Here is a 14,037-nt window from a genome sequence, read left to right on the forward strand (position 1 = left end):
TTTGCTTTTTTAGAATTAGAACCGCACGTTTACGCCTACATTAATGATCCGTTGCTGTGGGTAGAATTGGCCGCTGCCGCTACTTCCTTCCGGATCATAATCTTTCACTTTGGTAATGGTGAACAGGTTGAAGCCATTGACATACACCCGTGCTGATTGCATGCCTGCACGGGAAAGCAGATTTCCGGTCAGGTTATAACCCAGTTCCATGCTTTTGAGGCGCAGGAAAGAAGCGTCGTTCAGCCAGAATGTACTGGGGTACTGTGCGCCATTCACAGAAGCAGAAGTGCGGGTATCCACCCGGGGATAAGTACCGTTGGGATTGGTGGGGCTCCAGCGGTTATCGGCCCAACTGCTGTAGAAATTACCTACTGTGCCCGATTCCGGCAATACATATTGGCTCACCTGTGCCTGGCCCGAGAACACAAGGGACAGATCAAAGTTTTCATAATCCAGCGAGAATACAGCTCCATACATGATTTGCGGAATATTGCCATACTTTGTTCTCACCTGGTCGTCGGCTGTGATCTTTCCATCATTGTTATAGTCCAGGAGAATGAGATCGCCGGGCTGTGCATTATTCAGGTGCGGTGTTTTGTCAATTTCTTCCTGCGTGTGATAAACACCCAGGGCTTTATAGAGCAGGTAAGTGTTCAGCGGATGATCGGTTTGCCGTTGATAGGCCAGTGCGCCTGCTGCTTCATCTATGAAAACAATATTGCTCTTGGCATAGGTGAAGTTGCCGGTAACGCCATAATGCAGTTTCCTTTTCCGGTTATTATAACCCACCGTTGCTTCAAATCCTTTATTATCCACTTTACCGATATTCTCTGAAGGCACCAGCGGATCGGCTGAGAACGGATTCACAATACCTGATACAAAAGGAATGGAGGCATTCCGGGTGGCCAGGATGTTGGAACGCTTTTGACTGAAATAGATAAATTCAAAGGAGATATCCTTTAAGAGGGTACCTTCTATACCGATATCCATTTTACGGGCATCTTCCCAGTGGATATTGGGGTTGGCCAGCTTGGTAAGGTCCAGGCCCGGTACGATCACTGGTCCGTTGCTGGTTTGCACCACCACCTGGTTTTTCAGGGAGTAGTTGGTAAAGTACTGGAACAAGCCCACATTGTCATTACCCAGGGCGCCATAAGAAGCGCGCAGTTTCAGGTCATTGACAAAGGATACATCGCTGAACCAGGATTCCCGGGAGATGCGCCAGCCGGCAGCTACAGAAGGGAAATACCCATACTGGTTGCCATCGGGGAAAGTAGAGGAACCATCAATACGCATTTGCAGATCGGCAAAGTATTTCTCATTGAAGTCATAAGACAATTTACCAAAATAGCTTTTACGGGTAAAGCTGTAGCTGCTGCCATAGTTGTCACGGTCGGTAGCAGCCGTTCCGCCTTGTGATAGCTCCGGCGTTAATGTGCTCAGGAAGTTGATCCGGGAAGCGCCAAAAGTCTCCCGTTTCATTTCGCTTTGCTCATAGCCAACAAAAAAGTTGAAGTTATGATCTCCAAAATTCCTTTGGTAGTTCACCTTGATGTTATAGGTTGACTGCGACATGTTCTGCTGACTTTCATTTAAAGAAGCCGCATTGTTGTTGCCACCAACGATCCTTGAAGTGTAAGTGTTGCTGGCCTTATTATAAGTATATAACTGGTAAGGCGTGCTGAAGGCTTTCCCGAATGACCATGATTTGTCAAAAGCGGCAAATCCATCAATGGACAATCCTTTTACGGCTGCAATATTGTAGCTGCCTTTGAGGATGCCATTGAATACCTGGGTGGGGTTCTTATTGATGCCGCCAATGCTGGTGGCCATCATTACCGGATTATTGCCTTCAATACCGGCAGAAGGCAATCCGTTGGGATAGCGTGCCGGAATAGTAGAGTAAGCCCTGTAAATAGAGCGGAAGATATCGCCTGCACCGCTGATGGGGAACTGGCGGCTCTCTTCACGGCCCTGCAGGTACAATCCTACTTTCAGGTCTTTGGTAATATTCGCGTCAATGTTAGAGCGGAAATTATATTGTTTGTATTTGGTAGCACCGTTCCTGTACAGGCCATCCTGGTAAATGGAACCGGCGGAAACATAATACTTCACATTGTCCGATCCTCCCGATATAGAAATATTGGCCTGGTTCTGCAGCGCTGTTTTCTTCAGCGTTTCTTCTGTCCAGTCGGTATTGGGATAGTTCAGCGGATCGCTGCCATTGGCAAATTTGGTGATCTCTTCAGCCGAATATTGCTGGTTCATACCACCGGCCTTGTTGTTATAGTAGGCAATTTCATTGGCAATGGTGGCATAGGTAGCCGCATCTGCCATCTTGGGCAACCGGGTGGGAGAGGAGAAACCCTGGTTAAAGCTCGCGCTGATCACTGGCTTACCGGTTTTACCGCGTTTGGTGGTTACGAGGATAACCCCGTTGGCGGCACGGCTTCCGTAGATCGCTGCTGAGGCATCTTTTAATACAGAGATGCTCTCGATATCATTGGGGTTCAGTCTTTCCAACCCGCCTATTTGTCCAGGTACCCCATCCACTACGATCAACACATCATTATTGCCCGTAGTAGCCAGGCCGCGGATGGTGAAGGAGGAGCCATCATAGCCCGGTTCACCGCTGCGGTTGTTGATCACAATGCCTGAAAAACGGCCGGCGAGTGAATTGGAAAGGTTAGTTTGTGGGCTTTTGACCAGGTCGGCTCCTTTTACAACCGATACTGATCCGGTTAAAGTGGCCTTCTTCTGGGTATTGTAACCCACCACTACCACTTCACCGAGGCTGCCGTTCAGCAACTCCAGTTGTACTGTCAGATTGCCCGAACCATCAACAGCTACTTCTCTGGTAGTATAGTTTACGTGGGTAAATACCAGGGTGGCATTTTCAGCGGCTGCAATAGTGAATGCTCCCTGTTCATTGGTGGTGGTCACTGTGTTGGTTCCTTTTACCATAACGGTAACCCCGGCTACCGGTGCACCTCCTGACTGCACAACACCCCGTACAGGCGTTTGGGCAGAAACAGAAAAGCTGATAAAATAAAGGAAACAGGAGAGAAACAGTTGTAGGGTCCTGTGGAGGCTGGGAAATGCGCCCGCACAATGAGGACTTGGCAGAGATCGTCTCATAATAACAAGCAAGTTTAAAATTTAAAAAGTCGAAGTGCCGGAATACAGGGTGTCAGTAGTACCGCCTGTTGGCAAGGCTAAGGTAGAATCGAAGGGTACCTGTGTATGGTGGAGAAACGGCTAAAAAGAGGGGGGTAAATTGCTTTTCTATAAATTGTCCCCCATGCGCATAATTGATTATCAATGAAGTGATGCAATCAGTCTTCTTCTGTTTTCAGCAGACTGAGATCGCCATTGAACGACTGCCGGTATTTTTTGATGTAGTCGGATGGGGTCATACCGAATAGTTTGACAAACTGCTCGCGGAAATAACGCGCGTCGCCAATACCCACCTGGAACGCTGCCTGGTTTACATTCAACTGTTCTTTGATCATCAGCACGGCTGCCCGGCGTAAACGGATGGACCGGACGAACGCGTTGAGTGACTGGCCGGAAATATGTTTTACTTTATTGTATAGTGCCGACCGGCTCATACCCATGAGTTTGGAGAACTGTTGGATGGTGAAGTGTTCTGCGTCCATATTTTCCTCCACTACCTGTATGCACTTTTTCAGGAAGTCCCGGTACTCAGCCGGTACCTTGATGGCAGATTCCTGTAAGGTGATGCTGTCAAAGAAATACCGCTGCAGCAGGTTCCGGTTTTTAAGGATGGTGCCCACCCTTGCCTGCAGCAATTGGGTATCAAAAGGCTTGGTGATATAATCGTCGGCCCCTCCTTCAATACCTTTCAGTTGGGTATCGGTAGAAGAAGCGGCGGTGAGCAAAATAACAGGGATATGCCCCAGGACTTCCGACCGTTTTATTTTACGGCAAAGCTCCAACCCATCGAGGCCGTCCATATTAATATCACTGATGATGATATCGGGCAGGTGTTGGGTAGCCATCTCCAACCCTTTCAACCCGTTTTCGGCAGTGAACAAAACATACTGCTCGCGGAAAATATGCTCCAGGTAATTCCTGATCTCCGGGTTGTCGTCCACCACCAGGATAGTTTTCTTGTCGGTGATCAGTTCTTCGGCATGCCGCCCCTGCGTGGCGCGTATAGAAACCTTTTGATCCGTAGTCGGGAGTGCTTCTTCTTCGATCAGCTCTTCCAGCAGTTGGTGGGAAGCGCCGGCTTCTTCGGTCGTGTAGTCTGCCGGCAGGTGAGCCATGCCTTTCTGCAACGTAATTGTAAAGGTGGTGCCCTTTTGAGGCGCGCTTTTTACGGCAATGGCGCCTTGGTGGCTTTCTATAAAATGTTTGGCCAGGTAGAGTCCTATGCCAAACCCCGTTTTGGGGGCGCGGACAGCCTGCTGGAATTTTTCAAAGATCCGGTGGATATCCGCCTGATCAATGCCACAGCCGGTATCGCTGATACGGGCCACCACTGTTTCCGCTGTTTCTTCTACATGGCATTCAATGGCGCCTCCGTCGGGCGTAAACTTAAAAGCGTTGGAGAGGAGGTTGAATAAAACGATCTCCAGCTTTTCATGGTCCGCATAGATCTCCACCGGCTCAGCAGGCGCGGTAAAATCATAATGGATATTCTTGGCCTTCGCCTGTTGCACAAAGCATTGGAACACTTCATGGCAGAGATGAACGATATCTACCTGGGAAATCTTCAGGGTGTCGGCCCCGCTATCCGCTTTCCGGAACAGCAGCAACTGGTCCACCAGGCTTAGCAGCCGCCGGGCATTGCGGTACACGATGTTCAGTCCACGCTCATCCTGTGCTGTATTCTTTTGCTGTACAATTTCTTTCAGTGGGTTAATGATCAGCGACAGCGGCGCCCTGAACTCATGGGATATATGGGTGAAGAACGACAACTTCTTTTCAGTCAGCTCTTTGTCTTTTTCATTTTCCAGGTGCGCCAGTTTTATCTCATACCGCAAACGCTCCTGCCGTTTGGTGTACCGGAGGTACAGGTAGATCATCAGCACGACACCTATTATATATAAGGTGTAAGCCCACCAGGTGCGGTACCAGGGAGGCAGCACAATAATATTCAATAACAGTTGAGGTTCACTCCATTTGCCATCGGGGTTTTTTACTTTCACATGGAAGGTATAATGTCCTTCCTGCAGCCGCGAGTAGTTGGCAGCACGGATATTGTTCACATAATTCCAGCTCTTGTCCCATCCCTCCAGGTAATAAGCATAGCTGATCTTATCGGCGCCGGTATAAGCGAGGGCCAGGAAATCCAGGGATAATACCGCCCTGTTGTAGGGCATCTTTACTTCCCGGATGGTTTCCAGCGTACGGCTGGTAATATATTGTGCGGAGGCGGCTGCCGGTTTGCCATCAATGGACAAGCCGGTTAAAAAAATAGCAGGCATCATAGCCACGTCCTGCACACTGTCGGGATAGAAAATATTGAATCCCTTGATACCTCCGAAAGCAAATTCTCCGCTGGAAAGAACGGAAGCTGCGTTGAAGCTGAACTGATTGCTCTGCAGGCCATCCAACTGGGAGAAATTGCGGCAGGTCCTGTTTTGCACGTTGAATTTCGAGAGGCCGTTGAAAGTGCTTAACCAGAGATGACCGCTATTGTCTTCCAGCATGCGCAAAATGGTATTGTTGGGCAGTCCTTCATTGGTGCTGAAGCGTTGATATTTCCCGGTTTTCCGGTCAAACAACAGCAATCCTCCTTCCTGTGTGCCTACCCAGAAATTACCGAAGCGGTCTTCATGAAGGCTGCGGATGGTATAACCAATAGGGTATATACGGTGTTGCCGGCCGTTGCGGCCAATACGGATCAGTGATGTATAATTGCCGCCCCACAGATCGCCATTTTTATCTTCCGCCAAGCATTGAAGGTTCTGGATCTGCGCGTCATACAGTTCAAATGAATTATTGGAAGGGTTGAACAGGTACAAGGAGCCGTCGTTGGTAGTGCTGGCCCACAGGTTTTTCCGCGAGTCCTCGTACAGCAGCCATACATTGTTTTCTGCCGACCGTGTGACGGGATTGTAGCAGGTATAATGCTCAAAGCTGTTGGTAGCCGGGTTAAAGCGGTTGACACCTCCGAACCAGGTGGATATCCAGGTACGGTTGTTGGCATCACGAACAATGCTGGTTATAAAATTGCTGCTGATGGTACGGTCATCGCCCTGCTCATGTCTGAAACTGGTAAACGTATTGCTATGCCGGTTCCAGTACCGCAAGCCGGCGCCATCGGTACCTATCCAGAGATTGTGTTGGGCATCTTCACAAAAAGAAAAAATGAAATTACTGGCAGGGCTTTCGGGTCCCTGATGGCTAAAAGTTACCTGGCGGAAAGCACTGCCGCTGGCTTCTATGATATTGATGCCACCCCGCAAGGTGCCGATCCATTTCCTGGCTTCCTTGTCCTCATAAATGGAATATACCGCATTACTATTTACCAGCGAATGCCCGTCGCGGCCGGTAAAAGGCCTTGGCACGGAGGCGCCTTTTTCCTGGATAAACAGGCCGCTTCCATCGGTGGCGATCCATAGAACACCGTTTTTATCTTCGCAGATATTCACCACTTTACTGGACCGGGTAATATAGTTATCAGAATACCTGTTTTGTTGTGCATCGTAAACAAAGAGGCCCTTTTCATTCCCCAGCCATAGCTTTCCATCTTTGGACATCCTCAGGCAATTGGCCTGCTGTATGTTTTTGTTCACCAGTTGCAGGCTTCGATGGGTGGTGTTGTACAGGAATAAACCTATCTGCTGTACAAATACCCAGATGGAAGAAGCGTCCTGGTTGGTTTCAATGGCGGTTACGTCGTAACTATCCCTGTTGGAGTACCATTCAGGCAACAATATTTGGGTGCCGGTACGTGCATTGTGCTCAAATAACAATAGCCCCGTATGGTTGGTGCCCACCAATACATTGCCATTCCTGATGGATTTAATGACGTGCACATTGTCCCGCAAAGGGTTGGGGGTGGCTTCGCTTACAGGCAGATAGGAAAGGGTGGTAAAAGCCGATTTTACAGGGTCGAATATACAGGCACCCTTCTGGCCGCCGACCCAGAGATTGTGTTGTTCATCGCTTTCAATGGAATACACGCTGTTGGTGATCAGCGATTGGGGGTCGCCAATCCTGTTGCGGTATATGGTGAAGTTGTAACCATCATAGCGGTTCAGTCCGTCATAAGTGCCAAACCACATAAAGCCGCGGTAATCCTGGTAAATGCAGGTCACTGCATTGTTGCTCAGACCGTCTTCAATGCCCAGGGAGCGTATAGGTAAGCCATTGGCAGAAGCAATGACTGCTGTCAGCAAAAAGGCTGTGAGGGAGAGAAATTTCCTATATGGCATCGTCTGATTTTAACTGATCGCAGCACAAAACGGAGAACGGGCATAAATCAGACATTTAAATTAAGCCTTTTTTGTTATATGACTGTCTGCACGCGGGTTTCAGACGGAGTTTTTGACGAAACCGGTTTCGCTAATGCTGCATTTGTTTTTCTGTACTGGAGAATTATGTAGCACTAAGTGAAGGACACATTATTAATTGTTTTACTGATCACCCACGAAAGGATTTTGCCTGGATCAATAAACCGTTTCAACTGTATTATTTATATTAGCCGGTTGATATTTAATCCCTAAACGAACCCCCATTCTATGAAAGCAAGCAAGCATCTTATCCCGGCCTCCTTCATCTTCCTTTTTTTATTGTTAAGTAACCCGCTGCTGGCCAATATAAAACCGCCGGCGTCTTCCTGCGCAACCCTTACAGAACGGAAGCAGGGTGGGGCGGATACTGTAACAGAAAATAATACAGCGCCGGTTGTAACAGCCACGGGTGGTACCCTGGCCTGTGGCAGCCCTGTTATTCTCCATGCTATATCTTCTGATAGCGGTTCACTTTTTAGTTGGGCAGGACCGGATGGTTTCACATCAACCTTGCAAAATCCTGCCGTTACTACGGCCGGTACTTATACTGTAACTGTAACCAACCCTGCAAACGGGTATAGTACAACGTACCCGGTAACGGTAACAGCAGGCTCGGCTGCCAGTACCATCTGGCTGCAGGAATTTACCTGCTCAAATGGTACTACCAGTGGCAATGCACCCAATGCCTGGACATCCAGCACTCCTTCGGGGAATTTTGCGGTGAAGAACTATGAATTTTATGTAAACCATATTGAACCCGGTAATGTTGAAGGACTTTGGAAATCTGAAACGTTCAGTATTGCCGGTAAAGCCAATGTCACGATATCTGTAGCTGTGCGTAGCGCAGCTACAAACGGCGATGCATTGGACAACAGTGGTTCCGGTATAGACTATGTGCGCCTGTATTACAAATTGAATAACGGTGCGGAAGTCTTGTTCAAAGAATACCTTGGTACCATCAATAATAACAACGCTACTTTTTCAATTGGTTCTGTTTCATCCTTAAGCGGATCAACGTTACAGATCATCATCAGGGCAAGGACCACTTCGTATTATGAACATTATTATTTCGATAATGTAATGGCAACTGCTGAATCGGCTGCTCCTGCCATTACAACTGCTGTAACCGGCGCCATTACCTGTACCGGTTCAGCGCAATTGTTGACTACTGTAACAAATGGTACTGCTTCTTCTTATGCCTGGACAGGCCCCAACGGATTTACAGCAGCTATTCAAAATCCGGTAGTGAGCGCGGGCGGCCAATATACAGTTACGGCAACTTTACCTGGCGGGTGTATATTGTCAGTTCCTGTGGCAGTGGCTGAAAATAAAACAACACCCAATGCAGCAATCACTGCATCCGGCAACAAGCTCAGTTGTATCGATACCAGTATCAGTTTAGCTGCTACTGCTGCTGCTGGTATAAACTATACCTGGACAGGGACAAACGGTTATACTGCTACAGGAGCTGACGTTGCTATAATTGCACCGGGGGAATATACACTTACGGTTACTGATACAGCCAATGGTTGCAGCGCATCTTCCGGTATTATTATTACACAGGACATAGAACAGCCTGTTGGTATTTCTGCATTTAATTCTGACAAGCTTACCTGTTTTATTTCCTCTTCAACGCTGACGGGTAATGCTTCTACACCAGGTGCAACGTTCTTATGGACAGGGCCAGGCGGGTTTACTGCAACTACACGTATTAGCCGCGCTTCTTTACCGGGTACTTATTACCTGAAGGTCACCAACCCTGGCAGTGGTTGTTCTAGAACCGTTCATATCATTGTTGAACAGGATACTACACCGCCTGCAGATATATCCATCAGTAATAACGGCCCGTTAACATGTGATCTTTTCGAGGTGACATTGACAGGCAGTACGTCTTCCCAGGGTGTTGGTTACACCTGGAGATCCGCTGATGGCGAGTATATTTCCACATCACCGGAAGCATTTGTTACTGCTCCGGGCACTTATAACCTAACAGTTACAAACTATGCAGGTAATGGTTGCTCGGCTACTGTTACAACAACCGTAACGCAGGACCTGACTGGTTGTGATGGCAGCGATAGTAAGAAGATTAAGTCGCCTGCCGTAACATCAATAGATGGAGATAAGCCATTTACATCTTTTGAACATACAGCCTATCCTAATCCATTCAGCGATCGTGTGACTATTGCATTCAGGTCGCCCGGAAATGATTTCGTAACAGTAGCGATCTTTAGTGGTGCGGCTGTGCAGGAGAAAGTACTTTTTAACAAAAAAGTAAAGGCAGGTGAGACTTACCAACTAACGTTGAATGCCGGAAACCTGCCGGCGGGTATACACTATTGCCTGATAAAGGTGAACGGTAAAACTTATACCAGTAAACTGCTGCTGTTAAAATAAACGCAGTCTGGTTCGTGACATAAAAAAGCGCCTTGTAAATAATTGTTTGCAAGGCGCTTTTTATCGTCCTGAAGCTGTCTTATTGCGGTTGCGGTATTCAGAAGGCGCCATGCCCATGAAACGGGAAAATATCCGGGAGAAATAATATTGGTCGGAGAAGCCCAGTTCATCTGCGATCTCCTTAATAGCTTTTGCAGTAAACGCCAATGCCTGGCAGGCATGCTGGATCTTTAAATGATTAAAATATTCAACCGGTGAAAAACCGGTACGTATCCTGAACAGGGAAGAAAAATGAGATACCGATAAATGAGAGAATGCCGCGAACTCATTCAGTGAAATATTGCGGTTGATATTTTTCTGCATCATCTCAATGGTGAGCGTGATAGGGTCCTTCGTTTGGCTATTGCCTGCCTGGTTGTACTTTTCCTCGTACAGCAGGGATGAAAGAAAATGATAAAAGATCATGTTTACATACCGCAGGTTATCGGCGCTGTATCCTTTCTCCAGGTTAAAACATATTTCTTCAAATAGTTTAATGCGGTTCTCATTATAAGAAAGATACGGCAGGTAATTCTGTGAGTTATTGGTAATAAGATTCACTACATAAGTGGCAATATCGCCTTTAAAATGTACCCAGTAAATCGTCCATGGATCATCTTCCAGGGCGCCGTATTTATGCGGCGTACGGGCCGGTATCACTACAAAGTGAGAAGGTGAAATGTCTATTTTCTTTTTATTGATCGTTACCCATCCCCGTCCTTCCACACAATAAATAATGATGTGCTGGGTTACCCCATGCGGCCTTTCCATGTAGTGCTGGTGGGCCTTTGGATAGTATCCGATATCTGTAATATAGATCTGCCGTGTGATAGGGTCTTTCATCAGGAAGCCTGAATCTATTTTTTGAGGCAGTACGATCAGCTTTTGTCCTTCAAAGCCTTCTCTTTTCCTGGATGGTTGCCGGGGCATATACCTGGTTTTTAAAATGACCGTATAAAAGTCCATCTTTTTCAGAAGAATACCTATTCCCGGACAGGAATAGGAATACGAATTTTGAGGAGAACTTCAGAACGGCCATCCCTTATCATGGCGTAACCATCTAAATAAGCCAAAAACGATTGCAATGAAAAAGGTAACGCTCCTTGTATTCTCATTCCTTTTACTATTCATGAGCATCCGGGCACAAACACGGGTGCTGAAAGGCAAAGTAGCCGATGCGGAAACCCGGGCGCCCCTGGCCAATGTATCTGTCAGTACCATTGGCGATGCTACGCCACGTGCAACAGGCGCCGACGGTCAATTTACCCTCACCGTGCAGGGAAAGGTCATACTGGTGATCAGTCATGTGGGCTACAAAACCCAAAGCCTGAATGTAGCTGCATCCGATACAGCTATTGAAGTGCTGCTGCAGAAAACGACGGAGGCATTGGGTGAGGTAGTGGTGATCGGTTACGGAAAGCAACAAAAGAAAGACATCACCAGCGCTATTTCCAGTATATCGGGAAAAGAGCTGAAAGAACTGCCGGTCACCAATGTGAACCAGGCGTTACAGGGTCGCATACCCGGTATGCAGGTGGTCACTGCCGGCCATCAGCCCGGTGCAGGCACCAATGTGCGTATAAGAGGTATCAACACCATTACCCAAGGCACCGGGCCAATATATGTGGTGGATGGGGTAATAGTAACGTACGACCTGCGCGAGATCAATCCCAACGATATTGAATCTATTGATGTGTTGAAAGATGCCTCCGCTGCGGCCATCTATGGCTCCCGTGCTTCGGAAGGAGTGGTGATCATTACTACAAAGCGCGCGAACAGCGGCCGCACAGCGGTCAATTATGATGCTTACTACGGTGTGCAGAAAATGATCAAAACGTATGACTTTGTAGATAACATCAATGATTATGTAGGCCTGCGCCGCAAGGGATTGAGTGATGAAGACCCGGTGGCCTGGCCAGATGGGCCTGGTATTGATACCCTGTTATTCAATGGCGATGAACGGCGCAATATGGCCCAGGGCAGGTGGACCGATTGGGTGGGAGCGATTACCCAAACAGCCCCGCAGCAAAGCCATACCATCAGCCTCTCGAACGGTTTTGGCAAAAATAAATTCTACCTCAGTGGCAACTATCTTAACCAGGATGGTATTATCAGAGGGTCCAACTTCATACGCTATTCGTTAAAGGCGAATATGGAATCGGAGATCAGCGCCAAACTGAAAGTAGGTGTTAATACCAATTTTTCGCACATCATCAATGATGTGGTGAGCAATGAAGCGTTTTACAATGCTGTAACCATCAGTCCGCTGATGTCAATCTATGATTCGCTGGGCAATCCTTCTGCCAATATCGATCCCTCCAGCGGTAATCTTTTATTTAATAACCCGGTAACACTTACCCGGTCGCCCATACACAACGTGGATGATCGCTTCCTGGGCAACATCTTTGGTGAGTACAGGATCATCAAGGGGCTTACCTTCCGTACCAGCTTTGGGATAGATGTATACAAGAACCAGCGTTTTGAATATTACCCGCGTACCACCAGCGCAGGCTTTGCCAAAAAAGGCGTGGCCAAAATACAAAACTTCGGATGGCGGGATTACCTGTGGGAGAACACCCTGGCGTATAATTATGCCCCTTCGGCAGATCATGTATTTGATTTCCTGGCCGGCGCTACTTACCAGCGAAGAAGGCAGGAATGGAATTATGAGGAGGGATCGGGATTTCCTACCGATGAGCTTACGTATAAGAATATGGGATTGGCCAGCAACCGCGATGTGATTGCCAGTGATTATTTCAACTGGTCGGTAGCTTCCCTGCTGGGCCGCGTGATCTATAAGTTTAAAGACCGGTACATTATTAACGGAACAATACGTCGCGATGGCTCGTCCAGGTTTGGCGCCGACAACCGCTATGGTTACTTCCCTTCTGTGAGTGCGGCCTGGCGACTGATAGATGAACCTTTTATCGGACTGAAAACACGGTCGGTCATCAACGATGCCAAGCTACGCGTGGGTTATGGCGTAGTAGGCAACCAGGAAATACCAATACCCGCCATCTTTACGCAAATGAGCCCCGGCGCTTATCCTTATAATGGCAATACCCAGACATCGGGCTTTCAACTGAGCACCAGCACCCAGGGCAATCCCGCCTTAAAATGGGAAAGCCAGCACCAGGTGAATGCGGGTTTCGACCTGGCCCTGTACAGTTCCCGTGTACGGCTCACAGTTGATTATTACAATAAGAATATCCGTGACCTGCTGATGAATAATCCATTGGCGCCCTCACAGGGTTTTGACAGCAAGTGGATCAATATATCTGAGATGAACACCCGTGGTATTGATATTGGCCTGAAAGTACATATTATCAAGACAACCAACTTCGACTGGCAGATGGACATCAACTGGTCGAAGTTCAGGTCGAAGATCACCAGCCTGTTGCCAGGCGTGGATTCTTTAAGCCCCTGGTTGAAAGTAGGAGAAGCGCCCAACAGCCTTATTGTTGATTATGTATATGATGGGCTCTACCAGGCAGGAGATGATTTTTCCCTGAATCCCGATGCAAGACCGGGCGATGTGCGGGTAAAGGACCTGGACAAGAATGGCTCCATCAATCAGTATGACCGCACCATTATCGGGCGTACGGTTCCCAAAGGATGGGGCGGCATCTGGACCTATGTGCGGTATAAGCAATTTTCCATGACAGCATTTGCGAACTATACATACGGTCACATGATTGCCAATAAAGCATACCAGGATTATTTGTATTACTCCAGCAAAACAGCTACACGTACCATAAAAGAGGGATTGAATTACTGGACACCTGAGAACACAAATACAGATGTGCCGCGGCCCAACCAGTTTGGCCGTTCCCTGCGGGCGTTGCAGTCGGGCACTTCCAGTTTTATGGTGCAAAAGGGCGATTTTATACGGATCAGGAATATCACCGTGGCTTACGATGTGCCATCGGCATTGCTGTCAAAAGCCAGGATCAATTCGTTGCGGGTATATGTACAGGCGGTGGAACCTTTCCTGTTCACCGGGTACAAGGGTATAGATCCTGAGATCGGCGTGGGACAATATGATGTATATCCACGCTACCGCACCTTCTTATTTGGCTTACAATTAAGTTTATAACCTGTTAAATAATAGAAT

General features: G+C 47.8%; 5 protein-coding genes. 2 read left to right on the forward strand and 3 right to left on the reverse strand.

The window, feature by feature from the left end; all coding sequences use genetic code 11:
• Nucleotides 1-15: 15 nt before the first annotated feature.
• Both HB364_RS10365 and HB364_RS10370 read right to left on the reverse strand, forming a co-directional pair.
• Nucleotides 16-3,138, reverse strand: a complete 3,123-nt coding sequence (locus HB364_RS10365; protein ID WP_167287916.1) for a SusC/RagA family TonB-linked outer membrane protein — start codon at nt 3,136-3,138, stop codon at nt 16-18.
• 197 nt (nt 3,139-3,335) lie between these two features.
• Nucleotides 3,336-7,412 (reverse strand): hybrid sensor histidine kinase/response regulator transcription factor, encoded by a 4,077-nt coding sequence (locus HB364_RS10370; RefSeq protein ID WP_167287917.1) that lies wholly within the window; start codon nt 7,410-7,412, stop codon nt 3,336-3,338.
• A gap of 306 nt (nt 7,413-7,718) precedes the next feature.
• Here HB364_RS10370 and HB364_RS10375 point away from each other — a divergent pair, with 306 nt between their 5' ends.
• On the forward strand, nt 7,719-9,884 hold the full coding sequence (locus HB364_RS10375) for a hypothetical protein (RefSeq protein WP_167287918.1): 2,166 nt from the start codon (nt 7,719-7,721) through the stop codon (nt 9,882-9,884).
• A gap of 60 nt (nt 9,885-9,944) precedes the next feature.
• Here the strand turns inward: HB364_RS10375 and HB364_RS10380 are convergent, their stop codons facing one another.
• Nucleotides 9,945-10,853, reverse strand: coding sequence for an AraC family transcriptional regulator (locus HB364_RS10380; RefSeq protein WP_167287919.1), 909 nt, complete (start codon nt 10,851-10,853; stop codon nt 9,945-9,947).
• A gap of 154 nt (nt 10,854-11,007) precedes the next feature.
• Between HB364_RS10380 and HB364_RS10385 the strand changes: the two genes are divergently transcribed.
• Nucleotides 11,008-14,019 (forward strand): SusC/RagA family TonB-linked outer membrane protein, encoded by a 3,012-nt coding sequence (locus tag HB364_RS10385; RefSeq protein WP_167287920.1) that lies wholly within the window; start codon nt 11,008-11,010, stop codon nt 14,017-14,019.
• The last annotated feature ends 18 nt before the right edge of the window (nt 14,020-14,037 follow it).

It is taken from the genome of Paraflavitalea devenefica (assembly GCF_011759375.1).
GTDB classification, from domain to species: Bacteria; Bacteroidota; Bacteroidia; order Chitinophagales; family Chitinophagaceae; genus Paraflavitalea; species Paraflavitalea devenefica.

Coding starts and splice junctions, on each gene's coding strand:
- HB364_RS10365 (WP_167287916.1), bottom strand. CDS start 3,138: ATGAGACGATCTCTGCCAAGTCCTCATTGTGCGGGCGCATTTCCCAGC.
- HB364_RS10370 (WP_167287917.1), bottom strand. CDS start 7,412: ATGCCATATAGGAAATTTCTCTCCCTCACAGCCTTTTTGCTGACAGCA.
- HB364_RS10375 (WP_167287918.1), top strand. CDS start 7,719: ATGAAAGCAAGCAAGCATCTTATCCCGGCCTCCTTCATCTTCCTTTTT.
- HB364_RS10380 (WP_167287919.1), bottom strand. CDS start 10,853: ATGCCCCGGCAACCATCCAGGAAAAGAGAAGGCTTTGAAGGACAAAAG.
- HB364_RS10385 (WP_167287920.1), top strand. CDS start 11,008: ATGAAAAAGGTAACGCTCCTTGTATTCTCATTCCTTTTACTATTCATG.